The following is a 24,250-nucleotide window of genomic DNA, read 5'->3' on the forward strand; positions in this document are numbered from 1 at the left end:
TTGTCTAGGCATGTTTTTTGTGCTAAAATAGGGAAAAGCAATCACATTTTGCCGATTTTTCTCAGATATATCGCTTAGAACGAGGGAGTCGTGTCCCTTTTTTGGCACATATTGAATGCGCTTATCCAGCCAGATGCCTGCAAATAAAAGCACCCACTTCGTTATGCTCCAATTTTGAAACACACTAATATCGATTTGTACCAAATTTATGACACTTTTTTACGATTCCATGCTAAAAAAGTGCGTTTTGCCCCATATATGCCATTGGCACATTTTTTGCTTTATATAATTGAAAAAGAAATAATGAATAGAAAGGATGTGTTAACTTGAAAGCCAGAAAACTTTTCAGGACCATCGAAACACACACCCTGGGACAGCCTACACGTAATGTGGTGAGCGGATTCCGCCATGTTCCCGGAAAAACAATGCAGGAAAAATTCGAATATATGCGAGAACATGAAGACTGGTTCCGTAAGGTTTTGATGTTTGAGCCGAGAGGCAGTGAAATCATGTCTGGTACTTTGATTACAGAGCCCTGTACACCTGGTACTGATGTAGGCGTATTGTATTTTGAAGCCAGCTGTTGGATGCCGATGTGCGGACATGATACCATGGGTGTATCCGTAGCTCTCATCGAAGCCGGGCTTGTCGACGTAAAAGAGCCGATTACGGTGATAAAATTGGATACGCCGGCCGGTGTCGTTACAGTAGAAGCCAAAGTCATAGACGGCGTGGTAGAAGAGGTTTCCTTTGTCAATGCGCCAGCCCTGGTCCTCAATAGAGATGTCGAAGTAGAAACTGCTGCGTTCGGGAAATTAACCATGGATATCTCCTGGGGAGGAAATGTTTATGCGATTCTGCCGGCAGAGAAGGTCGGCCTTGAGATCAAGCCAGAAAACTGCGGCAGGTTTACAGAAATCGCCCGCTCCATAGCCAAAGACATCAACGAACAGGTCGTCGTCCGCCATCCAGAGCTGCCTTTTGTAGATCAGGTGACTCACGTTGAATTTTCTGGTCCCGCGCAGAGCCCTGACGCCGATATCCAAAATGTGGTCGTCGCACTGCCGAAGGTCATCGACCGTTCCCCTTGCGGCACGGGAACTTCAGCCAAAGCCGCCCTCCTGTATGCAGAAGGCAGGCTGTCAGTCGGTGAGTCCTTTGTTCACGAGAGCGTCATCGGATCAAAATTTAAATGTGAAATCGTAGAAGAGACCGAAGTAGGAGGCATCAAGGCCATCGTGCCAAAGATTACCGGCAACGCCTGTGTCATCGGATTCGCCACCTGGATTCTGGATCCGAAAGATCCGTTTCAAGAGGGCTTTTTACTAGACGTATAGAGTAACGAGCTTTTTGCATTGATTTTGATAAGCCTGCATAAATTGAGCGTGGCGGGCTGAAAGAAGCCGCAGGGGGAGCCTGCCCATATAGGATGAAGGTGCTGTCCCAATAAGCTCAAAACCGGACCTCATTTTTCATGAATCAGCCCAGACGGCGTAAAGCATATCAAAACAATGCTCTGCGCCGTTTCTTAGTTTATGGGGCAGCCCCTTATTTTACGGCAGTTTTTATGACCATCCGCCGGCAAAGCTCCGATCCCCCGGACACTTCCCATTACATTATCATTATGGATGACCGTTCTTGTATTTTTTTTGCAGCCGTGGTATCCTTTGTGTAGAAAAAGATGTACCGCAAAGCACAGAAAAGGAGAGGAATGCTTATGGAAACGACAAACACTTTGATTACGCATATTAAGGAAATGGCTCTAACCAGTGGGCATCGCCAGATCACAGGATCAGCAGCCCTCGCCAGAAACCTCTTTCAATTTCTGTGTGCGCAGAGCGAACCTCCCACAAAACTCATGCTCTTCTGCAGGCAGGACGGTCTGGTTCTCCACTGCAATGCCGCTGCCTTAGGCGATGAAATAGCCGGTCATACGCTGAGTCTGACCGAGCTTGGGAAGTATGACGAACTGCACTTCTTTCGTGAAGCGGAGGATTATATTATCATTTCTCTTTGCAGCCATCAGGAGTCGGCGGCAGTCGCGCGAATTCAAAAAGATCTCGTCAACTTACTTGAAATGGTCAGCAAAGATGAAAACAACAGCCGCCATCTCCTTCACTGCCTGAACTCTGTCAAAAATGCCATTTCCATCTATGACGAAAATGCGACGCTGTTATATGCAAACACCAGTTTTTGTAAGGATTTATCAATCCCCAACTTAGAAGACGCTCTGGGGCGCAACATTAATGATGTGATCAGAGACATCGGTGCAAAAGTCCATTCCATGGAGGATAACAGCAGCAGCCTGAAAATGATGGATGTTCTAAAAAATGGAGAAGAAGTCATCGACTGGGAAGTGCGCATTGAACCTGTTGATTCAGGGGAAGAGTCCAAGCTGGTTTCCAACGATATGTATCCCGTATTAGACGATGCAGGCAAGGTCAGAGGAATGGTCGAACTCACCCATTCCCGCCAGCAGGATATCAAGCGGACAAGGAAAATCATGGGTTTTGCTGCAGAATATACCTTTCATGATATTGTAGGTGCGAGCAAAGCCATAAAAGAAAAAATACGAACGGCAAAAGAATATGCCAGCAGCCCCTTCAATTTTCTGATTACTGGAGAAAGCGGCGTAGGAAAGGAACTGTTCGCGCAGTCAATCCACAATTACAGCCCGCGGCGCAAGGGTCCCTTTGTCGCTCTGAATTGTGCCAACTTCTCTGACGGTTTGATTGAAAGCGAACTCTTCGGTTATGTCGGCGGAGCATTCACAGGAGCATCTAAAAACGGGCAGATCGGTAAGTTCGAACTGGCTGACGGCGGCACCCTATTCCTCGACGAAGTAGGGGAACTTCCGCTGCATTTTCAATCTAAACTGCTGAGAGTCCTGGAAACCTGGATGGTTACGAGAATCGGAAGCTCCAAACAGATTCCGGTGAATGTCCGGCTTATTACCGCTACAAACAGAAATCTGGCAGAAATGGTGGAAGAAGGGTTGTTTCGTCAGGATCTCTACTACCGGTTACAGGTGTTGACCTTAGAAATCCCGCCGCTTCGCGATCGAAAGGACGATTTAGTCTTGCTCTCTGACACCTTTCTCAGTCAGGCAGCCGCACCTTATCGCGACACGCCAAAGATTTTGAGCAGCCAGGCGAAGAAAATCCTCATGTCATACGACTGGCCGGGGAACGTGCGGGAGCTGCGCAATGTGATTACCAGAGCTACCGTTCTCTCTAAGTCCAAGATCATCAGCAAAGAGATCTTGGAAGAATCGATTGCTTCAAAAGGCTACATGCTGAAAGCAATCTCTACAGATACGCCTGCAGAACGGGTGAACCAAAAATTGGCCGAAATAGACAATGCTTATGCCAGCCTGTTAAAGGAAGCTTTAGAACTGACTGCCGGGAACAAAAAAGAGGCTGCGGAGTTGATTGGCGTTTCCAGAAACACGTTCTATCGCATGCTGGAAAAATACAATGACAATTGACAATGCGTTGCCGTCAAATCTATAAAAGGACGCTCCCTGCACAGAGAGCGTCCTTTTTTGTCTAATTTGTTGTCTGTCTATGCCTCAATAGCCGCTAGCGCTTCCTGTTTCTCCTTTTCCCTTTCAATCAGAATCTGCTGATACTCTTCTTCCGTCATCTTCTCCATGGTGATGCCGGTGAAGCCATAAAAGGCAGAAACGAAAGGACAGATCAGATTGAGGAAGGCATAGGGTGCATAACCGCCCGCGCCCCACTGAGGAATGCCGAAGACGCCCTGCATATATGCACCGCAGGCATTCCACGGCACCAGGTTGGAGGTCAGCGTCGCCGAATCCTCCAGAATACGGGACAGGTTCTTCCTCTTGAGCCGCATGTCCTCGAAAACTTCCTTGTACATCCTGCCTGTCATGACGATGGACAGATACAGATCGCCAGGGATGATGTTGATGAAGATGGCCGTGCACAGGGTCGTTACGACTACGGAGCCCCTTCTCTTAACATGGCGCATCATGGTTTCCGTGATGACGCCCAGCATGCCGGTGCAGTCCATGATGCCGCCCAGCGCCAGGGCACAGAGCATCAGGTGGATGGTCCACAGCATGGAATCCATGCCGCCGCGTGTCAGCAGCTCGACCAGTTCAGGCAGGACGCTGTCCGGGTCTGCAAATTCAAACCCATAATGCCATACATACGGGATGTCGCCTATCGGAATGCCCTGGAAGATCACGCCAAAGACGCTCCCCAGGATTGCACCAAAGAGCATACCTGGTAAAGCCGGAAGCTTCAAGGCGATCATGACGATGACGAACAGCGGAGGCAGCACCAGGAGAGGATTGATGTTGAAGCAGTCAAGAATACCGCTGCGCAGAACCTCCACCTGGGACATGTCTGTTTCTCCCGAATAACGCATGCCGAGGATCGCGTACAAAACCAAGGCGATGATGATGGTCGGCGTCACAGTATAGACCATGTGGCGGATATGCTCGAACAGGTTGACGCCAGCTACCGCTGAGGCCATGTTGGTCGTATCAGACAGCGGAGACATCTTGTCGCCAAAATAGGCACCGGAAATGACCGCGCCTGCTGCGACGCCAGTGGGAATCCCCAGACCTCCGCCGATGCCGATCAGGGCAATGCCCACGGTGCCGGCGGTGCCCCAGGAAGTACCTGTTGATAAGGACACGATGGCGCAGATGATGCAGGTCGCCACCAGGAACAAGCCCGGGCTCAGAATTCCCAATCCGTAATAGACCATGGCCGGCACAATGCCCGCCTGGATCCAGGAACCGATCAGTGCGCCGGTTACAATGATGATGAGCATAGACTGCATAGTGCTGTTGATGGACTTCAGCAGACCCTTCTCCATGACTGGCCATTTCCAGCCATTGATTGCAGCCACCAGGGCTGCAAAAATCGCTGATATGATCAGACCCACGTGGATGTCGCCGTAAGAACAGGCGAAGGCTTTGCCAAAGACATTCTCCAGCACGCCCAGACAATAACAGATGTTAAAGGCAGTGACCACGATAACCAGTATCGCCTGCCAGAACGGTATTTTCTTCCCCATCTTTCTTTCTCCTATCTCTATTCAGCTGTCTTCAGTTATTGATTTCTGCCAGAACTCTGAATAAATCACTGAATCCCGGACAGACGGCTCTGCCATCCGCCCGGTCATCCTACCGTTATTTTCCTAAGACCAGTTCGTCGACAACATCCTTGTAGTAAACGATATCTTCTTCTGTGTGCAGCGCTTCCTTCTCTTTCAGGAGCGGGTACATGAAGTAGACGAGCAGGCCCTTCTCTGTATGTAATCTGTTCTCCGCCTGTGGGATCAAGATGGACTGTTCGCTGTCCCAAACATCGTCAGCGATTTCGTAGCCGCGGTTTCCCGGCAGGTTGTGCATCACTTTGACGGACGGCTTCGCCTTTGCCAGCAGTTCTTTATTGACCGCGTACATCGGATAGAAGGTTGCGATTTTCTTGTCCTTCAGATGGTCGCTGCCGTGGTACCACCATGCATCCGTGGCGATGAAGTCCACCTGGTCGATGTATTCATAGGGGTCGTTGGTCTGGATGAATTTCCCGCCGGATTTCTCCATCTCCGCTTTGCAGTATGCCACGTCTTCCGGCGCCATCTCCGCTTCCTTCGGTGCGCAGGAGATGAAGGTGACGCCCATCTTTGACAGAAGTCTCGCCTCTGTCCTGCAGACGCCGCCGATGTTGTCGCCCAGCACGGAGTTATCGCCGATGAACATGTAGACCAGGTCTTCAATCTCCTTGCCCTCTTCCATGTATTCTGTCATGGTGAACAGGTCGCAGAGAGCCTGGGTCGGGTGCATGCACTTGGAACTCATGCCGCTGAATACAGGGACACCTGCATATTTTGCCAGTTCGATGATGGTGTCCTGGGATTCTGTCCTGATCTCGATGGCGTCGCACATACCGGACAGCACCTGTGCCGTGTCTTTAATCGTTTCACGGTCTTCCCCGCAGTGCAGTGTCTTGGTCTCCAGATAGAGGGCGTGACCGCCCAGCTGGGTCATAGCCGCCTCGAAGGAGACCCTGGTTCTGGTGGATGGCTGGTCGAACATCATGGCCAGGGACTGGTCCTTCAGCAACGGCAGGCGGATGCCTTTGCTCTCCGCATCCTTCAAGGACTTGATCACCTTCAGCATCTCAAGGTATTCTTCCTTTGTAAAATCATCTGTCTCAATAAAGTGTCTTACTTCCATTGTTTATTTCCTCCTATAAATCTTCTCTCACTAGCGGCATGCTCATGCATCTCGGGCCGCCGCGGCCTCTTGAAAGCTCGCCGCACGGCATCTGCAGCACCCGTATGCCATTCTTCTCCAGCAGTTCGTTGGTCACCTCGTTGCGGCTGTAGGTCACCACCGTCCCCGGCGCGATGGCAAGGGTGTTGGTTCCGTCGTTCCACTGCTCCCTCTCGGCATCGATGTAGGAGCCGCCCGCACAGCGCAGTACCTGCACGCTGTCAAGGCCCAGAGCCTGGGAAAGCACCTTCTCCACCGGGGCGGAACGGTCCTTGTATGCCAGCTCCCCGTCCCTGCCCAGGCTGATCTCGAAGACGTCCAGTGTCGCCTCGATGCCCGGATGGATGGTGAACTTATCATGGTCGATCATAGTCAGCACCGTATCCAGGTGCATGAACTTCCTGTCGTGGGGGATGGTGAAGGCAAGCACCTTCTTGAAGGAATCCCGCGGCAGGATGCTGCGCGCCAGCTGCTCAATGGCTTCCGGCGTTGTCCTCAGGCTGCTGCCGATGGCGATGACTTCCTTGGACAGGACTGCGATGTCTCCGCCCTCGATGCCGAAGGGGCTCTCGTTACTGAGCCACATGGGCGTGTCCTCGTCGGCAAAGTCCGGATGGTTCTCGAAGATCTGCTGCCAGACCACGGTCTCCAGCTCCCTGCCCAGCTTCTCCATGTTGTGGAAGCTCATGCCCCGTCCGATGGAGGAACCAGGGTCCCTTGTGTAATACAGGTTCGCCAGGGGCTCCGTATGGTACCGCTCGTATTCCTCGTCCGGAAAGAAGCGGCGGAAGTCCGAAGCCTCCCTCCCCCCGATGTCGCTCTTCCTGACCCCCGCCATGACTTTATCCGCCATGCCGCGGGCGTCCAGGGACAGCAGGTATTCCGTCAGCTGGCTCCTTAGGTGCCTGTTATATATGCCGTGGACGTCCAGGAACCGCTCCAGGAAGGCCTCTCGGCTCCCCTCCCTGTCAAAGGAATCCCGGAACAGGTCTTCGATGTAGACCACCTCCGTGCCTTCGCCCCGCAGGATGTCCGCGAAGCAGTCGTGTTCGTACTGCGCCCCCTTCTTCCACGGGATGTCATCGAATAGATGGCGGGGCATGGTCTGTGGGATCACGCCGTCGATCTCGTCCCCTGGTCTGTGGAGCATGACCTTCTTCAGTCTTCCGATCTCCGAATAGACGTTAATCTTGCTCATTGTTTCTCCTTTCTATATGCGTCAAATAAAACCAATTAGCTTAAAGCGATTGTTCTTATCTCTTTATATCGCAACAATCATGCCAAGAAAAAAGTGTTGAAATTTCAACACTTTTCTAATTCTTATAGAAGGAATGCAAAAAAATTTACCACCTTGCCGGTATAAAAATTTGCCTCACTTGCCAAGTAACGTCTGGTAATCGATATGCATTTTTTCTATTTTGTATTTCAGCGTCTGTCTGGTAATGCCCAATTTTGCCGACGCATTATTAAGCGATGTCGATGATTTGAGAACTTTCAAAATGATTTTTTTCTCATAATCCTCTACCATTTGTGCAAGATTCCCCGTTACGCCATCTTCTGCGTAATCGCTGAGGATATTACTGCCTGTAATCAGATAATCTGGCAAATCTGTCATACGAATCTGTTGTCCCTCGACCACATTAAAGGCCGACTCCATGACATTTTTAAACTCACGTACATTTCCGGGCCAGGAATGATCCTGTAATACTTTCATGGCAAAGTCATTGATGCCAGAAACTTGCTTATTCATCTTCTCGTTATATATGGTGATAAAATGTTCTGCCAGCAATGTAATGTCTTCTCTTCGTTTTCTCAGCGGCGGCACGAGAAACTGCACTACACTGAGTCGATAGAAAAGGTCCTGCCGCAGCTTTTTGGCATCTATTGCTTCCTGCGCGCTGATATTCATAGCCGAAATCAGTCTGACATCTACATCGATATAGCTTTCACCGCCGACTTTCATATATCTCTGTTCTTCTACAACTTTTAATAACTTCGCCTGCAGCTCTATATTCATAGAATTGATCTCATCCAGGAACAATGTGCCTTTGTCAGCCAATTCAAAAAGTCCCTTTCTATTCTCAGCCCCCGTAAAGCTGCCCTTTACGGTTCCAAAAAGTGTGCTTTCAATTAAGGCATCCGGTACAGCCGCACAGTTCAAAGAGATGAACGGATACTGACATCTGTGACTGTGAGTATGTATTGATTCTACGATCAATTCTTTGCCGGTACCGGATTCACCAATCACCATGACCGGAGAATCATTTTTGGCAATCTTCGCCAATTTCTCCTTAATCAGATTCATTGACTCGTTGCAGGTGACAATGTCATTCATGGAGAAAAGCTTTCGCCTTTGGGCAGTGCTGCTCTTCTCAGACAAATCCACCGACAAATCAATGCTGCCGATCAATTCCCCGCCATTTTCAATAGGAAAGGTGCTGGTTATCGAAGTATGCCGCCTTCCAGACGGTTCAGTCAGCGTCTGTTTTTGATTGATCACCGGCAGCCCTGTGGTCATCACTCTGGCATGTGTACTGCTCTTTTCGTCCAGTTCCGGATATACGTCAAATAAATTCTTGCCTAAAATATCATCTGTGCGCAGATACTCCTTATCCTCTGTGACCATTGCCGAATACTCTATGATGTTATTTTTATTCACAATCAGTATGGCGTCAATTCTGCCATAGACATTTGTAAACTTATCCAGATTATTTATTTCCATATCTTTTCCCACCAAATTGTTTCATTCTTTCTATCTCTGTCACATTTGCAAATCTTGCTATATTCTTCCAAATATGCTATATTTAATTTAAAATACAGAATATTTAGGAGATATACAATGATAGATAAACAAGCCGATAATAAATCCGATACCAGCAGCGCAGTGATTCGCGCCGTAGATATATTGGATGCCTTATGCGAATCAGCAGAACCTCTTGGTATCAGCACCCTGGCAAAAATATTGGATATGCCTAAGGTGACAACATTTAGAATCCTCAACTCTCTGGTAGCCGCTGGCCTGCTTTTCAAAAACGCAGATGATTTGTATAGTCTCAGCCCTAAGTTTCTCATCTATGGCAATCGAGTGCATGCTTCATTATCTTTAAAAAATATTTCTGAACCAATATTAACTGAATTAGCGGTTGCTATTGAAGAAAATGTCAATTTAGGTATCGCCTATAAAAACTATGTCCTTACACTTTTTAACATCCCTGCTGCATCTTATCTATTAGTGGCTAATTTACTGCCTTTATCTGAACTCTATTGTTCGTCTATGGGCAAGACCATTCTCTCCCATATGGATGAGGCATCGGCGGAGGAATACTTTTCGCATACTTTGGAGAAGCGCACCCCCAACACCGTAATCGACTACAGATCATTCCAATTGGCAAAGGAACAATATCTTCAGTGTGGCATCATGTATGACGATGAAGAATTTGAATACGGTTTATCGTGCTTTGCAGCGCCAATCTATGATGCCAACGACAATCTCATTGCAGCAGTCAGCGTTTCAGGTCCTAAGTCCCGCATTCTCTCGAAGAAAGAGGATATTGAGAGCAGGCTTCTAGATGCTACTCACAAAATATCTGCCATTCTAAAAACTGCGGATTACACTGTCGAAGAATTGAAAAAAACACTTGCCTGAAGATGCATTCATGCAGCAATCAAATCCATTAACTTTTCGGAACGATATTCCGGAACAGTGTTTCTATTCTCATAATATCACGTTCTCGCGGAATGTAAAGCAAAGATTTCAAATCTTCCGAAAACTAGGGTTGCCTGTGTATTTTCTTTTCGTTACACTGAAAAACGAGGAATATATATTGTTATTGAAATTGGTTTCAAGTCCTTTGATTGATTGTCTGACCTTACTTTGATATAATTTAATACATAAGAAGAAAATAGGGATACAGCAGAAAGTGAGGAAAGTAATATGTTAGAAGTGGAAATCAAAGCTGATTTAGGGGAGTTGAAAAAAGAGGAGATTCAAGGATCTGTGGCGGAGATGGGTTTTGTCCCGGCAGACAGTCTGCAAGAAATCGACATCTATTTCAACGGAAACGACCGCAACTTTATCAAGACAGATGAAGCCCTGCGCCTTCGCAGCTGTCGTAATCTGACCACAGGCAGCTCCGAAACCTTTATCACCTACAAAGGACCTAAGCTGGACCAAAAATCCAGCACACGGCAGGAATACGAAACCGCTGTCGGGACTCTTGCGGTAATGAGAAATTTATTAACGGCTTTGGGCTACAAGGAAGTGTTTACAGTAGATAAAATTAGGCGGGAATGGAAGATGCCCTCTGCGGACGGCAAAGCAGCAGTCACCCTTTGTCTGGATAGCGTTGCAGGACTTGGTGACTATTTAGAACTGGAAACTCTGACAAAGGCAGAGGGGGAACGAGACGCTGCAGTAGAGCAGTTACTGCAGTTGTTAGATAAGCTGGGTATATCCAGGGATCATCTGACCAGGAAATCCTATCTGGAATTACTGATGCAAAGATAATCCCTGATTATTCTTATAATACTTCTTCCAGGCCCCTCAGCACCTCATAAAAGTCTTCATAAGGGTGATAAGGTATACCGATCTGGTCCAGGTATTTTGCCAGCACATCTCGCGCGAAGCAGGTGTCTACGGCCTGGGCCATATTTTTGTCCGTATAGCTGTCGCCGATACCGATAGCATGTTCGTACTCATAAAGTTTCATGACGTCGGTCTTCTTGAGCAATTCGTTGCCATCGTCGTATTGAGACACTAATTTAATCTTATCCCCCTCCACAGTCATCTCAACCGTGTGAAGGGCTGCAATTTTGTCCATATAAGGCGCCAGCTTTCGTTCAGAAAACTGCCGGAAACCGCCGGAAATGACCACGACTGGAATTTTCTTCTCTGCCATCTTGTCGAGAAATTCTTCAAAGCCGGGACGAATTTTCACGGTATCAATATATTCAAGCATCTTGGGCATCCATTCCGCCGGTCTGTCGTCATAAGCATAACGCACGACTTCACTCAGGGTCATTTCGCCCTTCTCCAGCTTACCGTTATACTCCAAGAATTCTTTATGGTCCACAAATGGAAAAATCGCTCCCGTCAAAGTATCTTCAGTCGTAATGGTTCCATCAAAATCGACGAATACAATATTTTTGTACAATACTGTCACCTCTCTTTTCGTATTATTCTTACCAAAATGGGGCTGTAATAACAGCCCCATTTTTTTTGAATTGAAATTACTGCATTAAGTCAAAGTTCTTCATAAGGTCAGGATTGAGGAATGCCAGCATTCTCGCAAGTTCGCCGTGGTCCTTTGCGTATTCCAGAACAGGGATTCCCTGCATTGCAGCATCGATTGCCTGACGCATGGATTTTGCACCTTCTTCACTGCCATTTGGATGACCGTGTACGCCGCCGCCTGCAGCAAGCATGATATCCGTACCGATTTCCTTGACGATCTTCTCCACAGCCAGCTGTGTCGTGCCGCCAGAGCATGCGTACATCATCGGCTTGATGTTCCACCATGGCTGCGTGAAGAACTTGAAGCAGCGGTAGAATACCTTGTGGGATACAGGGAACTTACCAAACGGATGTCCGTTGATCTGGAAATCTCCACCTGCCAGACGTGTCAGTTTGCCGACGATTACAGGTGCAGCGATACCTGTATAAGTAGAAGCTGCCATGGTTCCGGCAAAGTTTACGTGAGCCAGAATTGGTACGTTGATATTAGGGTCGTCAGCCAGCATCTTCAGCGTGTCGTGTCCAGTAGTGTAAACGTTGACCATGAGACAGTTTCCGCCTGCTTCCAATGCTCTGTAGGCATTTTCTTTTACTTTGTCTGTGTTGTCAGAAATATTGACAGCATATAAGCTGTGTTCGCCAGTCTCTTCATAAACCTTCTTTTCCATCGCCATGAACTTGGAAACACGTTCTTCGAGAGGGCAGAACGGGCTGTCAGCCAACATCAATTCGTCGTCTTTGATGACGTCTACGCCGCCCTTGCAGGCATTATAGAAGAGTTCTGCGCCTTCGTCAGGCGTCCAGCCGATATTCGGTTTGATCATCGCATTGAGCAGCGGTCTTTCTTTGACGCCTAAAACTTCTCTCATGCCCTCTACACCGAACTTTGGTCCCTGGAACTTTTCGATAAATTTCTTCGGGAATGCCACGTCGATGAGACGGATCATGCCAGATGCAGAAATATTTCCGAACAAAATTGTCTCAATAGCGGACATGCTGGTGGAGAAATTCTCCATCGGATAAGCTACCTGGATGATGTACATAGGCGGTTCATCTGAATTGTAGTCGCAGCCGATGTCTGGAACTTCATAGATTGCTACCAGCTTGGAACCGAAACGTTTTGTCTTGTCAAGGGAGTCAGCGCCTACTTTGATCCAGGTGCCGGTTGTCTGCTCTGCGGCGATGGCCATGGCCAGCTTTTCAATGTTAGAAGTCTGTACCTTTGCCTGATAAGTTGCAATGACATAGTCCTCAGAAAATGCGACTTCTGGGAATGCGTATGTCAGGTTTTCCATGTCTAATTTACGAATCATAATATACCTCCTAAATTCGTGGTAAAATCACTTTATTTTTCAACATTAGAGAATACTTCTTCAAATGCAGCCAGGGTTTCAGCAATGGTATCGTCATTATCCGCCATGCTGGTGTAAATCCTGCTGCCTGCCAGGGTGATGACGCCGTTTGCAGTCAGTGCTGCGCCGAATTCTTCGATATAGTGCTGGCGTTCCGGAATCTTCTTGAAGATATCAGGATCAGTTACGCTTAAGTACATGACGCCGGAAACCTCGAAGTGTACGATAGAACCTGTATTCCAAGTTACAAACGGCAGATCATACTTGTCGATCAGTGCCTGAATACCGTCGCAGAGTTTATCGCCGTTTTCTCCGGCTTTTCTAGCTGCATCCTGTTTGATGATCTCGTCGATAGCAAAGTAGCCTGCTGCACAGCTGAGCGGATTTGCTGTCAGTGTGCCGCCTACATATGCTTTCTTTTTGCCAGCTTTGACGCCTGCAGCAACACAGGACATGATCTCTTCACTGCCGCCTACACCGCCAGCCATCGGATAACCACCTGCAACGATCTTGCCAAATACTGTCAGATCAGGTCTTACATTGAAGAACCCTTGTGCTCCGCCAGGTCCTACACGGAAGGCAGTTACAACTTCGTCAAAGATCAACAGTGCGCCAAATTCGTCACAGAGCTCTCTTGCTTTTGCTGCGAAATCCATAGCGATCGGACGTGTACCACTCTCTGGTCCGAACGGTTCGATGATGACAGCTGCTGTTCCGCCGTTCTTTTCGTTTTCTTCCAAAACCTTGCGCAGACCCTCTACATCGCCAGGGAAGAATTCTTTCGTGTTCTGGGTTGCTTCTTTAGGAATACCGTGGGCTTCGAAAGTCTGTGTGTATGGAATGTGCAGGGAATATACCAACTGGTCACTCCAGCCGTGATATGCGCCGCCGACTTTGACAATGTTCTGTTTACCGGTATATGTACGAGCAATTCTGATGGCTACCATGTCAGCTTCTGTGCCGCTGGCAAGGCATCTGTACATCTCTACCCATGGCATGCATTCGTGTATTTTCTCTGCTAATTTCATCTCATATGGATGGAACAGACCGGTAACAGGACCGGATTCTTTTACAACTTCCCAGACCTTCTGGTTGACAGGCTCATAGTTGCTGCCAAGGAGGGTCGGGCCGCCCGCCTGCAGATAGTCAACATAACGGTTACCGTCGATATCATAGAGATAGGCGCCTTCTGCTTTTTCCACAACTAGTGGGAACGGATAGTTGAACGCCAGATTATGCTGAACGCCTCCCGGAATGACTTTCTTTGCTTCCTCAATCATCGCTTTGGAGCCTTTGCATTTCTCATCAAAATGCTTCATGTATCTGGCCATTGCTTCTGGTTTGATATGATGCAGTGGTTCATTGACCAATCTCTCCATCTTCTTAAAAACTTCTTTTTCGTCCGGCCAACGTGATACGCCGTATTTTGCTTCCATATTTCCTTACCTCCATTTTAGCCGTTTAAGGCGGCAAAACTCTTTTTATTATTTTTATATAAATCCTTGAAGACCGGCAGCAGCTTTTGATATACTGCGTGGTTCTCAGGATTTGGTTTATAAGTATTGCTGACTTTGATAATCTTCTTGATATCCTTGATGTCATCCAGCATCCCGAAGCTGACCGCCATCAGTGCCGCAGCTCCCATGGCGCCGACCTGTCTCGGATTTTCAATCGTCTCCACATCTCTGCCGAGTACATCGGCCATAACCTGGCAGATAAACGGTGCAATGGCGCTTCCGCCAGAAAACCTGATTGCAGGATTGGTCTTGAACTTGGTCTCTGTCGCTTCCAAAAGCCAGAGCATATGCATACACACACCCTCTATAACGGCCTTCATCAGATCACTTCCCTTAGTGGTGATATCCAGGTTGAAGAATACACCTCTGGAATTGGCATCGTCAAACGGGCAGCGGTTGCCGTGCATCCACGGCGAGAAAATGACACCGTTGCTGCCAGCCGGGGATTCCTGCACATAATCAATCATTTCTTCGTAGCTCATATGCAGCTGATCCATACGGTCTTTTACCCATTCGATACATTTACCGGAAGTTTCAACTTCTGCGACGTAGTTATATGTAGTAGGGTCTGCTCCCACCAAAGCTCCGATCAGGTTACCCAGATCCAAATGCAGCTTGTCAACAGTGGTTGCTACCCAGCCGCTGGTTCCTGAATAAACAAGCACGTCTCCCACGTTCACACAACCAGCACCGACGGAGCAGAGACTGACGTCACTTCCGCCTGAAATGACTGGAATTCCTGGAGCCAGCCCCAGTTCTTCTGCCGCCTTTGGAAGCAGCTTTCCTACTTCATCTGTAGAATCACAGATCTCTGGCAGATGATCCATATTAATTCCCAGCATTTTACATAAAGTTGGGCTCCAACAGTTGTTGTGAACATCGTATAGGAATGTGCCCCCTGCATCATCTTTGCTAGCAGCCATTTTCCCCGTAGCTCGGCAGGTCAGATATTCCTTTGCATCTAACCATTTGTATGTCTTAGCAAATGTCTCCGGTTCGTTTTCCTTAATCCAGAGATATTTCCAAGCCGGGTCTTTGGCACTGGCTGAAACTGCGCCGGTGATCTTCATGTACTTGAGCACCTTGAAGATGTTCAATCCCTCTACTTTGATTCCTGTGTTCATACAGGCCTTCAGCTGTTTGTCAGCTCGGCTGTCCATACAGCTCATACCTCTGTGAAGCGGCGTACCGTTCTCATCTACCATGACAACTGTCTGGAATTGAGAACAGAAAGAAATTCCTTTAATTTCCTCCTTTGCAATGCCAGTCTTCTCCAAAAGTTTTTTTGTCGCCACAGACATAGACTGCCACCAATCATCTGGTTCTTGTTCGACACCGCCATTTTTCAGAACATGAAGTTCATATCCTTCGGTTTCACCTGCAATATACTGTACACTATCCTCGGCAGAAATATTGAACATGCAGGCTTTCATGCCAGTCGTTCCAACGTCGTAAGTGATTACCTTTACTGCCATTTTTCATTCCTCCTAATGGTTCTGCCCCAAAACTTGTTTTGGCTTGGCAGACCTTATGCTTTTGCGTCCCGCAAGCATAGCGCGCGGCTTGACGCTAGTCGTATAATGGTTCTGCCCCAAAGCTTGTTTTGGCTTGGCAGACCTTATGCTTTGGGAGACCTAACCCGATTTAGCAAAGCGAAATCGCTGCTAGGTCCTCGGTCAAGAGTGCAGGCTCTATGATCCGTGCACTCTGGCGGACAATTCCCAAGAGAGCAAGTATTTTTACCGCTCGATTGGGTGAATTTAGTCGTATTGTGGTTCCCCTATAATTCTGTCTATCATCTTTCTCATTTGTATCTTCATCTCTTCTCCGTCGAAAGGTTTACCGTACAGGTGATGATGATTGATGAGTCCGTAATACGCTCCCATAAGAAGCATCGTCGTTTCACCATTCGGGTCGTGATCCAGATTTCTGGCAATCAATCCTTCAATGGATTTTAGTGGATTGTTCTCATTGTCACTGGTAATCGTGTTATATATGACCTGAGTCACAAGTTGAGGATAACGGGCCGTATCTTCGATAAATCTGTCAAAAATACTGATGATGCCTTTTTTCCCGCGATGGCCGCTCTCGCAGTACGCCTTTTCCAAATCGTTGATTTCCCGACCGCATAACGCTGTCAAGAGTTCGTTGCTGCCTGCAAAATAATTAAATACTGTGCTGCGGGAAACGCCAGCCGCCTCGGCTATATCACGAAAATTTGTGTTTTCAACCCCTTTCTCTTCATAAACCCCTCTAGCCGCACGCATGATAGTGCGTCTTGTCAATTCTTTCTTTCCGACTTCCATAGGCTTATCTGTCTGCCTTTCTTAAATTGGACTATAGTCCAATTTGACTATAGTCTAATTATCTCACAATTTCGAAAATAGTCAAGATAATATTTACATATTTTTAAAAAAATTTTCTGCAAAAAACAACAAAGCACCCAGCAGCATTCTTTTATATGCTGCTGGGTGCTGATACATTCCATACTATTTTGCCATGTCAATCAAAGGGCAGTGCCCTTTTTAGGTACAAAAAACTGCGACAAATCAACGCCTTCCAATTCTAGCAGCTTTCTTTTTATTTCAATTCCTCCCGCATAACCTGTCAAACTGCCATTGGAGCCGACAACGCGGTGGCATGGAATCATAATGGATATAGGATTATGTCCTACAGCACCTCCTACGGCCTGGCCCGACATACTCTTCTTGTTCATCTTTGCCGCCATTTTTTTTGCAATTTCTCCATACGTCACAACTTCACCATAAGGGATTTCACAGAGAAGGCTCCATACCCCTTGCCGAAACTCTCCTCCGATGGGGGCCAAAGGAAGTTCTGAGATAGCAGGCTTTTCCCCAGCAAAATAACGATTCAGCCACTCTTTTGCTGTAGCAAATAATGGAATCTCATCGTTAGCTGTCATGGTTTCTAGAATGGTATCCCCGTGATACTTCTGACCCTTAAGCCACAATCCAACTAGATTTCTGCCGTCTGCATCGCAGGCGAGGGTGAGCATGCCGATAGGTGATGAGTAGGTTGTTGAGTAATACATCTGATATCCTCCTTCATGGTTCTGGCCCATTTTCTGAAAGAAAATGATGGGCAGCCCTTGTGCTTTAAACGCCCAAATCCATGATTTGGCTGCGTTTCGTCGTATATTGCATTTCAAGATGAACGGTGACAAATCTTCGCCATAGCCGCCAGTTTTCCATCCCCATTCAAAATCTCGCTGTTTTCGGGCATGTTTGTAACAGGGCGGGGTGCTGTAAATATGTTGGGAAAAGAGTGACAAAATACTCAGCCGACCATTTCAATCATGATTTTGATAAAGAAGATGACTAGTACCACCAGAATGATCGGTCTGACAATATCACTCCCTTTGTCTCGGAAAAATCTAGCCCCCAGGAAATTCCCAGCCATATTAAAAACACCGGCGGCAAGACCAAGCAGGAAAAGCACTTTGCCGTTGAGCAGATAGATGACCAGGCTGCCAATATTTGTTGTCAGATTGATTGCTTTTGTGGTGCCGGCAGCCGTGTAAATATCAAGCTTTGCTGCGCCAGTCAGTAACAGCATCAAAAAAGTGCCCGTTCCCGGTCCATAAAAACCGTCATACATTCCCACAATCAAAGCCGCCGCCACAGAAATGGCCGCAGTTTTCTTAAAAGACAGTTTCTCAGCTTCTTCGCCAATCTCTTTTTTCTTCAACACATAAAAAGCAGTCACTGGCAATATGACTAGCATCAACAGTTTAAAGATATCAGCGTCAATACGCAAGGCGATTTCCGCTCCGATGGGAGAGCCGACCAGAGCCGCGGCCACACAGAGTAACGCCAGCTTTGGCTGAATATACCCGTTGACCCAGTATTGCCAGGTGGTCAGTCCCGTACCCATGCAGGAACTGAGTTTGTTGGTCGCAATGGCATTGTGGACGGGTACACCTGAAAGAATGTAAGCCGGAATTGAAATCAAGCCTCCGCCTCCGCCAATGGCATCAATAAACCCTGCCAAAAACAGCAGGGGACATACGATCAAAAATTGTAACATCTGCATTTACCTTTCTGTATCTTTAATAAAGTCTTCTATGAAACTTTTCGTATCTATCTCTGTATTTCCTAAAAGATTCTGAATCATCAGCCCGTCGATGATGGTGAGAATCAGCCAGCCGTAATACTGCTCGTCCGCGCCCGGCTTTCGCTGCGCAACTTTTTCTCCAATCACTTTTCGAAAGGTACGGTACCGGTCGATCAGCTTCTCTCTGATTTGGTCGTTGCCTGCTATGGCATCAGCTGTGAGATGCAGCCGCAAATTTTTTCCCGGATCATCTACGCCGCGGGATAAAATATAACGAAGCAGGCGGGGCAGGGACGTATCCTTTTCCTTATTCTCTACCCAGGCAATCAGCTCGTCATACATTTGCTGAAGATAACCGTCAGCTACGTCATAGAGAATGTCGTCTTTGTTCTTATAATAATAGTAGACACTGCCCTTGGTCACCCCGGATTTCTTTGCAATCTCAGAAAGCGATATATCGTTAAAAGATTTTTCTGCCAGCAGCACCGTAGCCGCATCCAAAATCTTGTCTTTTATATTATCATTATGTGGTGCTGCCATAAATGGTTTCCTTTCATCGGCTGCCTAGCAGCCTTCGTTTTCTCTGCATGGGCAAAATGCGATGCAAGAGATGAAAAAACTGTTGTTCAGGTACTTCTTATCTAGGATAGCATTGACCAACGAGAATTTCAATGGTAAAATGAACGTAAGAAAGAGTTAGCCGTATGGCTGACTCAGAAAGAGACCTTTTTTCGGGGAGGTGGGATTCTTTTGAACATCAAAAAAGTACAGAAACGGCTGGACGTCCGTTTTGGCGGAAAGGTCCGTATTGAAGATATTGAGTATGGCTTTCGTCTTACTGGTCTCGTTGATTCTTGGGAACAGGCGGTAGAAGCAGGCCTCATGTGTGCAAAAAACGGCAGCAAGAAACACATCATTAATGATATTGCTGCAGCTGGCCTGGAAAAACCCGCCGCTATACCGCCAGAAATCCATGACCAGGCCTTGGAAGGAAGGCGCCCCGATGTGCTCATCATTGGTGGCGGGGTAGTAGGTTGTGCGATTGCCCGGGAGCTGACAAAAGAGAAATTAGACATTTTGTTAATCGACAAGGAATACGATGTGGCGCTCCACGCTTCGTCGCGGAACGATGGTATGGTACATCCCGGAATCGATATCCGTCCCGGCCTGCTGAAAAAGAAAATGAACAACCGAGGCAACGCTCTCTACGATCAGGTCTGCAGAGACTTGGAAGTGCCTTTTGAACGGAGTGGCCAGTTCCTCTGTTTCAAGAAAAAGAGCTATCTGCCACTGTTATTCCTGACGATCCCTTACTGGAACTTGACAATCGCAGGGAAGGCTCGCGTCATCACAGAAAAGAAGCTCCGTCGTCTGGAGCCGGACATATCATCAGAAGCCAAGTGTGCTCTTTTCTTTGACGGTGCGGGAATGGTCTGTCCATACGGCCTTACCATTGCTTATGCTGAAAATGCCATCGATAACGGCGCCCAGATTTCACTCAACACCATGGTCTGCGATATGAAAGTCAAAAGCGGCCACATCGAAAGTGTGTCCACAAACAGGGGCACCATCTATCCTGCCGTCGTGGTAAACGCAGCCGGCGTTTTTGCTGAGGATATCGCTCAGTTGGCAGAAGATCGCTTTTTCTCTATTCATCCTCGTAAAGGAACTACCGCGATTCTCGACAAGAAAGCCAGGCGACATATCAAAACAATCTATACTTTAATGGGCACACAGTCCAAAAGCAGCCATACCAAAGGCGGTGGCATTGTCGGAACTGTGGACGGCAATGTCCTGATCGGACCGGATGCGGTGGAAACCATGGAAAAAGAAGATTTCTCCACGCACAGTGATAGTATCTATTATACTTTTGATAAACACGCCCACGCTGGCAAATGGCTAACCGCTAGTGATATCATCACCTATTTTGCCGGTATCCGAGCAGCAACTTATGAGGAAGATTTTATCATAGAGAAGGGGCGCGCCACTGATAACATCGTTCACGCTGCGGGTATTCAGTCTCCAGGTCTTACCGCCGCTCCGGCCATCGGCCTGGAGACAGCATCCATCGTTACAAGATTGCTGGGAAAGACGGAAAAGAATCTGCATTTCCATCCCCATCGCAAAGCAATTGTGAAACCAAAAATGCTGACAGATCGGGAGCGGGTCTCCTTGATTGAAGAAAATCCCGATTACGGTCAAATTGTATGTCGCTGCGAAGAAATCAGCAAAGGGGAAATTCTCGATGCTATGAGAAGAAGTTTACCCTGTGACACAGTAGACGGTATCAAACGACGCGTTCGTCCCGGTATGGGGCGATGCCAGGGCAGTTTCTGCGGACAGCAAGTCATCAGACTGATTGCTGCTGAAAAACAGATTCCTTTAGACCAGGTCCGCAAGGGATATCCCGGCAGCGAAATTCTTCTCGGCGAGAAGGGAGGCAGTCATGGACATTTATGATGTTACTGTAATCGGCGGAGGTCCGGCAGGTCTTGCCGCTGCAATTTCTGCCTCCGAAAAGGGAGCAAAGGTGCTGCTCATAGAAAGGGAAGAACGTCTGGGCGGCGTACTCAAACAGTGCATTCACGACGGTTTTGGTCTTATCAGATTTGGGGAGAAGCTGTCAGGCTGTGAATATGCCTGTCGTTACATAGAAACAATAAGACAGACTCCTGTAGAAATCAGAACCTCAACCTTTGCATCGCAAATAAACAATACCAAAGAAGGCTTTGCACTTTCCCTTACACAACGCAGCGGCTATGAAAGAGTATTTTCCAAAACGCTGGTCTTAGCCACCGGCTGCAGGGAACGAACGGCGAAGCAAGTCTTTATCCATGGCACCAGGCCGGCCGGCGTATTGACAGCCGGTTCTGCACAGCACTTCATCAACGTCCTGGGGCAGATGCCAGGGAAGAATTGCGTCATCCTCGGCTCCGGCGATATCGGTCTGATTATGGCCAGACGCCTGACCCTAGAGGGGGCAAAGGTGCTCGGGGTATATGAAGCAAAGTCGGAACCGAGTGGACTTTCACGGAACATTTATCAGTGTCTCGTGGATTTCGATATTCCGCTTCATCTTTCTCACACCGTAACCGAAGTCCATGGGCGGGAACGGCTGACCGGCATTACAATTTGTGCTGTAGATGAAAAAATGCAGCCAATACCAGGAACCGAAGAATATATTCCCTGTGATACCTTGATTTTGTCAGTGGGGTTGATTCCGGAAAACGAACTTTCTGAAGCGTTAGGCGCGGCCATTTCGCCTGGAACAAAAGGTCCCTTGTGCGATCAAAACTGCCAAACTACAGTCCCCGGCGTCTTCTGCTGCGGAAATGCATTGCATGTTAACGATCTGGTTGACTATGTTTCAGAGAGTGGGGAAAAAGCGGGTCTGGCTGCGGCCGATTACGCTGCTGCAGCGTCTGTCTGCCAGCAAGATCCGCCAATTTGTAATGTATCAGGCGATAAATCGTCTAATTACGTTTCTATAAAGCACAGTAGTGATTTTGCCTATATTGTCCCTTCCCGTGTCACAGCAGGTGTGAAAGAAAACGTACCGTTTTTTTTCCGTACAAAAGCGACGCGGGGTAATACCACCGTCAAAGTGTATTTAGGCGATGAGGAAATATTTAGGAAAAAATATATTGGGCTGCGACCTCCGGAAATGGAAAAAATCGAAGTTGATTTCGCGCAAATTGATTTAAGAGATGATTTACATTTTGTTATGGAGGTGGCAGAACATGAGTCATAAAATAGAAAAAGATCTGATCTGCATCATCTGTCCCAACGGGTGTCGTCTCCACGGCATATTGACGGAGGGTGGGGAATTGGAAGTGACAGGTAATCGCTGTATCAGAGGCAAAACCTTTGCTGGCAGGGAACTGACTGATCCTACTCGCTCCCTTACCACTACGGTCAAGACGGCCTTTGATGATTTTCCTTATCTGCCCGTGCGGACAGATGGAGAAATCCCCAAATATGCCATTGCTAAGGTTTTAGAGGAACTGCGAAGCGTGTTGGTAACTGAGAGAATGACTTGTGGTGATGTTGTTCTTGAAAATGCCGCTGATACAGGAGTCAAAATCATAGCTACAGCCAATTTATACGCCTAACCACTCACTTTGTTCGTGGGACGCGGCCGCCCGAGTGCCACGCGCTGACCGGCTGCACTCTTGACAGGGGATCTGCCAACGATTCCCCTTCGCTGAATCGGATTAGGTCCCCCAAAGCATAAGGAGGTGCAAGATGGAACCTTTGGTACTCACATTTGACATCGGAACCCAGAGTCTGCGAGGTGTACTGGTTGACGACCGGGGAAACCTGGTCTGTAAAAGACAGATTCATTTTGAACAGCCGTATTTTTCCCAAAACCCCGGCTGGGCAGAGCAAAAGGGTGAATTTTATTGGGAAACGATCTGCCAGGCTTCTCTAGAGTTGAAAGCGGCAGCAGGAAACCTCTGGCATGACATCAAAGCTGTCAGTATCACGACCATTCGAGACACGGATATCTGCGTGGACAAAGATGGCGTGCCTGTACGCCCTGCCATCCTCTGGCTAGACAAAAGGGAAGTCGAGATGGAGGAACCTTTTCCAGCCAAGAACGCCATGCTGTTCAAGGCTGCCGGTATGACTGCCACAGCCAATTTTATTCGCAAAATCTGTCATTGCAACTGGATTATGAAGAACGAACCAGAAACCTGGCAGAAAACAGATAAGTATCTGATGCTTTCAGGCTACATGAATTTTTGTCTTACCGGCAAAATGATTGATTCTACCGCAAATATTATCGGCCACGTACCTTATGACAACAAGAATTCCCGCTGGCAGACCGCTAAGGATCTGACCAACTGCGTTTTCCCCATTCCGCCAGAAAAACTCTGTAGTCTGGTACAACCCGGTGAGGTACTGGGAACAATTACAGCCAAGGCATCCCTCGAGACAGGCATCCCGGAGGGCCTGCCTTTGATCGCTACTGGATCTGATAAAGGCTGCGAAACTGTCGGTCTATCGTGTACCACGCCGGAAAAAGCTGCCGTCAGTTTCGGCACCACCGCTACAGTCCAATATACCATTGACCGGTACGTAGAGCCACAGCGATTCTTTCCACCATACGTCTCAGCCTTTAAAGGACGCTATAACCCGGAAATCGAAATATACAGGGGATATTGGCTGATTTCCTGGTTCAAGAAAGAATTTGCTGAAAAAGAGGAACGGGAAGCAAAAGAAAAGGGTGTCAGCGCAGAAGAGCTCTTAAACAGGCGCCTGGCCGAAATTCCTCCTGGCTGTGAAGGATTGGTCTTTCAGCCATACTTTACACCAGGCGTATCCATGCCCAACGCTCGTGGTTCTATCATCGGATTTTCCGATGTTCATACCAGGATACATATTTACAGGGCCATTGTCGAAGGCATCAACTTTGCGCTGATGGAGGGCATGAAGACTCTGGAAAGACGCATGGGCACGCGGACGAAGGGTGTCTATGTGGCGGGAGGCGGTTCTCGCAGCGATGAAATCTGTCAGATCTCTGCCGACATGTTCGGACTTCCCGTCTACCGCATCCAGACCTACGAGGCAGCCGTCATTGGCAGTTCCATGATTGCCTTCACAGCAATCGGCCGCTTTGACGACCTGGAACAGGCGGCGGCATCCATGGTCCACATCAAAGACAAATTTGAGCCGGACATGGAGGTGCACAAAATCTACGACAAGATCTACAACGAAATCTTTATAAAGATATTCGACAAATTAAAACCATTATATCATGTACTTTCCTCTGAAGAGGGGAATCAAAGCACCTGATTCAATGAACGTTTCC

The 24,250-nt window shown here is 47.8% G+C and carries 20 protein-coding genes; 8 read left to right on the plus strand and 12 right to left on the minus strand.

Annotated features, from left to right (window positions below):
- Positions 1-326 precede the first annotated feature (326 nt).
- Together ACMQ5W_RS07490 and ACMQ5W_RS07495 are read left to right on the plus strand one after the other, a co-directional pair.
- Positions 327-1,337, plus strand: a complete 1,011-nt coding sequence (locus tag ACMQ5W_RS07490; protein WP_419024624.1) for a proline racemase family protein — start codon at positions 327-329, stop codon at positions 1,335-1,337.
- A 380-nt stretch (positions 1,338-1,717) separates the two neighbouring features.
- The gene (locus tag ACMQ5W_RS07495) at positions 1,718-3,487 is read left to right on the plus strand and encodes a sigma-54 interaction domain-containing protein (RefSeq protein ID WP_419024626.1); all 1,770 of its coding nucleotides are present in this window, start codon (positions 1,718-1,720) and stop codon (positions 3,485-3,487) included.
- 77 nt (positions 3,488-3,564) lie between these two features.
- Here the strand turns inward: ACMQ5W_RS07495 and nhaC are convergent, their stop codons facing one another.
- The 4 genes from nhaC to ACMQ5W_RS07515 form a co-directional block, all read right to left on the minus strand.
- Entirely contained in the window at positions 3,565-5,055 is a 1,491-nt protein-coding gene (gene nhaC, locus ACMQ5W_RS07500; protein WP_419024628.1) for a Na+/H+ antiporter NhaC, read from the minus strand.
- A 115-nt stretch (positions 5,056-5,170) separates the two neighbouring features.
- Entirely contained in the window at positions 5,171-6,220 is a 1,050-nt protein-coding gene (gene argF / locus ACMQ5W_RS07505; protein WP_419024630.1) for an ornithine carbamoyltransferase, read from the minus strand.
- 13 nt (positions 6,221-6,233) lie between these two features.
- The gene (locus ACMQ5W_RS07510; protein ID WP_419024632.1) at positions 6,234-7,457 is read right to left on the minus strand and encodes an arginine deiminase; all 1,224 of its coding nucleotides are present in this window, start codon (positions 7,455-7,457) and stop codon (positions 6,234-6,236) included.
- Between the two features lie 174 nt (positions 7,458-7,631).
- Positions 7,632-8,981 carry a sigma-54 interaction domain-containing protein gene (locus ACMQ5W_RS07515; protein ID WP_148490482.1) on the minus strand — a complete coding sequence of 450 codons (1,350 nt, stop codon included), beginning with the start codon at positions 8,979-8,981 and terminating at the stop codon, positions 7,632-7,634.
- Positions 8,982-9,098: 117 nt separating this feature from the next.
- Here ACMQ5W_RS07515 and ACMQ5W_RS07520 point away from each other — a divergent pair, with 117 nt between their 5' ends.
- Together ACMQ5W_RS07520 and cyaB are read left to right on the plus strand one after the other, a co-directional pair.
- Positions 9,099-9,905 (plus strand): IclR family transcriptional regulator, encoded by an 807-nt coding sequence (locus ACMQ5W_RS07520; RefSeq protein ID WP_419024634.1) that lies wholly within the window; start codon positions 9,099-9,101, stop codon positions 9,903-9,905.
- A 288-nt stretch (positions 9,906-10,193) separates the two neighbouring features.
- Positions 10,194-10,766: a class IV adenylate cyclase gene (cyaB, locus tag ACMQ5W_RS07525; protein WP_419024636.1), complete on the plus strand. Its 573-nt coding sequence runs from the start codon at positions 10,194-10,196 to the stop codon at positions 10,764-10,766.
- Between the two features lie 13 nt (positions 10,767-10,779).
- On the opposite strand, the gene ACMQ5W_RS07530 is transcribed toward cyaB, so the two are convergent.
- From ACMQ5W_RS07530 to ACMQ5W_RS07565, 8 genes are all read right to left on the minus strand, one after another.
- Positions 10,780-11,412 carry an HAD-IB family phosphatase gene (locus ACMQ5W_RS07530; RefSeq protein WP_419024638.1) on the minus strand — a complete coding sequence of 211 codons (633 nt, stop codon included), beginning with the start codon at positions 11,410-11,412 and terminating at the stop codon, positions 10,780-10,782.
- A gap of 76 nt (positions 11,413-11,488) precedes the next feature.
- Positions 11,489-12,805 carry a RuBisCO large subunit C-terminal-like domain-containing protein gene (locus ACMQ5W_RS07535; protein WP_148490478.1) on the minus strand — a complete coding sequence of 439 codons (1,317 nt, stop codon included), beginning with the start codon at positions 12,803-12,805 and terminating at the stop codon, positions 11,489-11,491.
- 32 nt (positions 12,806-12,837) lie between these two features.
- Entirely contained in the window at positions 12,838-14,280 is a 1,443-nt protein-coding gene (locus ACMQ5W_RS07540) for an aspartate aminotransferase family protein (protein WP_419024640.1), read from the minus strand.
- 17 nt (positions 14,281-14,297) lie between these two features.
- Positions 14,298-15,836, minus strand: coding sequence for a xylulokinase (locus ACMQ5W_RS07545; RefSeq protein WP_419024642.1), 1,539 nt, complete (start codon positions 15,834-15,836; stop codon positions 14,298-14,300).
- Positions 15,837-16,121: 285 nt separating this feature from the next.
- On the minus strand, positions 16,122-16,667 hold the full coding sequence (locus ACMQ5W_RS07550) for a TetR/AcrR family transcriptional regulator (RefSeq protein ID WP_148490475.1): 546 nt from the start codon (positions 16,665-16,667) through the stop codon (positions 16,122-16,124).
- A 200-nt stretch (positions 16,668-16,867) separates the two neighbouring features.
- A complete protein-coding gene (locus tag ACMQ5W_RS07555) occupies positions 16,868-17,413 on the minus strand; it encodes a methylated-DNA--[protein]-cysteine S-methyltransferase (RefSeq protein WP_419024643.1) in 546 nt (181 codons plus the stop codon).
- A gap of 245 nt (positions 17,414-17,658) precedes the next feature.
- A complete protein-coding gene (locus tag ACMQ5W_RS07560) occupies positions 17,659-18,408 on the minus strand; it encodes a sulfite exporter TauE/SafE family protein (protein ID WP_419024645.1) in 750 nt (249 codons plus the stop codon).
- 6 nt (positions 18,409-18,414) lie between these two features.
- Positions 18,415-18,975, minus strand: a complete 561-nt coding sequence (locus tag ACMQ5W_RS07565) for a TetR/AcrR family transcriptional regulator (RefSeq protein WP_148490472.1) — start codon at positions 18,973-18,975, stop codon at positions 18,415-18,417.
- A gap of 210 nt (positions 18,976-19,185) precedes the next feature.
- On the opposite strand from ACMQ5W_RS07565, the gene ACMQ5W_RS07570 reads away from it, so the two are divergent.
- From ACMQ5W_RS07570 to ACMQ5W_RS07585, 4 genes are all read left to right on the plus strand, one after another.
- Positions 19,186-20,895, plus strand: coding sequence for an NAD(P)/FAD-dependent oxidoreductase (locus ACMQ5W_RS07570; protein WP_419024647.1), 1,710 nt, complete (start codon positions 19,186-19,188; stop codon positions 20,893-20,895).
- Positions 20,882-22,186 carry an NAD(P)/FAD-dependent oxidoreductase gene (locus ACMQ5W_RS07575; RefSeq protein WP_419024649.1) on the plus strand — a complete coding sequence of 435 codons (1,305 nt, stop codon included), beginning with the start codon at positions 20,882-20,884 and terminating at the stop codon, positions 22,184-22,186. Before ACMQ5W_RS07570 ends, ACMQ5W_RS07575 begins: the two co-directional genes overlap by 14 nt.
- Positions 22,176-22,547: a DUF1667 domain-containing protein gene (locus ACMQ5W_RS07580; RefSeq protein ID WP_419024651.1), complete on the plus strand. Its 372-nt coding sequence runs from the start codon at positions 22,176-22,178 to the stop codon at positions 22,545-22,547. Before ACMQ5W_RS07575 ends, ACMQ5W_RS07580 begins: the two co-directional genes overlap by 11 nt.
- Before the next feature lie 133 nt (positions 22,548-22,680).
- Positions 22,681-24,234, plus strand: coding sequence for an FGGY-family carbohydrate kinase (locus tag ACMQ5W_RS07585; protein ID WP_419024653.1), 1,554 nt, complete (start codon positions 22,681-22,683; stop codon positions 24,232-24,234).
- Positions 24,235-24,250 lie beyond the last annotated feature (16 nt).

The organism is Emergencia sp., assembly GCF_048465375.1.
Taxonomy (GTDB): Bacteria; Bacillota; Clostridia; order Peptostreptococcales; family Anaerovoracaceae; genus Senimuribacter.

What these genes read in the sequence shown, in the direction of transcription:
- ACMQ5W_RS07555 (WP_419024643.1), bottom strand. Translation starts at nt 17,413, where the DNA reads ATGTATTACTCAACAACCTACTCATCACCTATCGGCATGCTCACCCTC.
- ACMQ5W_RS07510 (WP_419024632.1), bottom strand. Translation starts at nt 7,457, where the DNA reads ATGAGCAAGATTAACGTCTATTCGGAGATCGGAAGACTGAAGAAGGTC.
- ACMQ5W_RS07520 (WP_419024634.1), top strand. Translation starts at nt 9,099, where the DNA reads ATGATAGATAAACAAGCCGATAATAAATCCGATACCAGCAGCGCAGTG.
- nhaC (WP_419024628.1), bottom strand. Translation starts at nt 5,055, where the DNA reads ATGGGGAAGAAAATACCGTTCTGGCAGGCGATACTGGTTATCGTGGTC.
- ACMQ5W_RS07550 (WP_148490475.1), bottom strand. Translation starts at nt 16,667, where the DNA reads ATGGAAGTCGGAAAGAAAGAATTGACAAGACGCACTATCATGCGTGCG.
- ACMQ5W_RS07585 (WP_419024653.1), top strand. Translation starts at nt 22,681, where the DNA reads ATGGAACCTTTGGTACTCACATTTGACATCGGAACCCAGAGTCTGCGA.
- cyaB (WP_419024636.1), top strand. Translation starts at nt 10,194, where the DNA reads ATGTTAGAAGTGGAAATCAAAGCTGATTTAGGGGAGTTGAAAAAAGAG.
- ACMQ5W_RS07580 (WP_419024651.1), top strand. Translation starts at nt 22,176, where the DNA reads ATGAGTCATAAAATAGAAAAAGATCTGATCTGCATCATCTGTCCCAAC.
- ACMQ5W_RS07565 (WP_148490472.1), bottom strand. Translation starts at nt 18,975, where the DNA reads ATGGCAGCACCACATAATGATAATATAAAAGACAAGATTTTGGATGCG.
- ACMQ5W_RS07535 (WP_148490478.1), bottom strand. Translation starts at nt 12,805, where the DNA reads ATGATTCGTAAATTAGACATGGAAAACCTGACATACGCATTCCCAGAA.
- ACMQ5W_RS07495 (WP_419024626.1), top strand. Translation starts at nt 1,718, where the DNA reads ATGGAAACGACAAACACTTTGATTACGCATATTAAGGAAATGGCTCTA.
- ACMQ5W_RS07545 (WP_419024642.1), bottom strand. Translation starts at nt 15,836, where the DNA reads ATGGCAGTAAAGGTAATCACTTACGACGTTGGAACGACTGGCATGAAA.
- ACMQ5W_RS07515 (WP_148490482.1), bottom strand. Translation starts at nt 8,981, where the DNA reads ATGGAAATAAATAATCTGGATAAGTTTACAAATGTCTATGGCAGAATT.
- argF (WP_419024630.1), bottom strand. Translation starts at nt 6,220, where the DNA reads ATGGAAGTAAGACACTTTATTGAGACAGATGATTTTACAAAGGAAGAA.
- ACMQ5W_RS07560 (WP_419024645.1), bottom strand. Translation starts at nt 18,408, where the DNA reads ATGTTACAATTTTTGATCGTATGTCCCCTGCTGTTTTTGGCAGGGTTT.
- ACMQ5W_RS07575 (WP_419024649.1), top strand. Translation starts at nt 20,882, where the DNA reads ATGGACATTTATGATGTTACTGTAATCGGCGGAGGTCCGGCAGGTCTT.
- ACMQ5W_RS07540 (WP_419024640.1), bottom strand. Translation starts at nt 14,280, where the DNA reads ATGGAAGCAAAATACGGCGTATCACGTTGGCCGGACGAAAAAGAAGTT.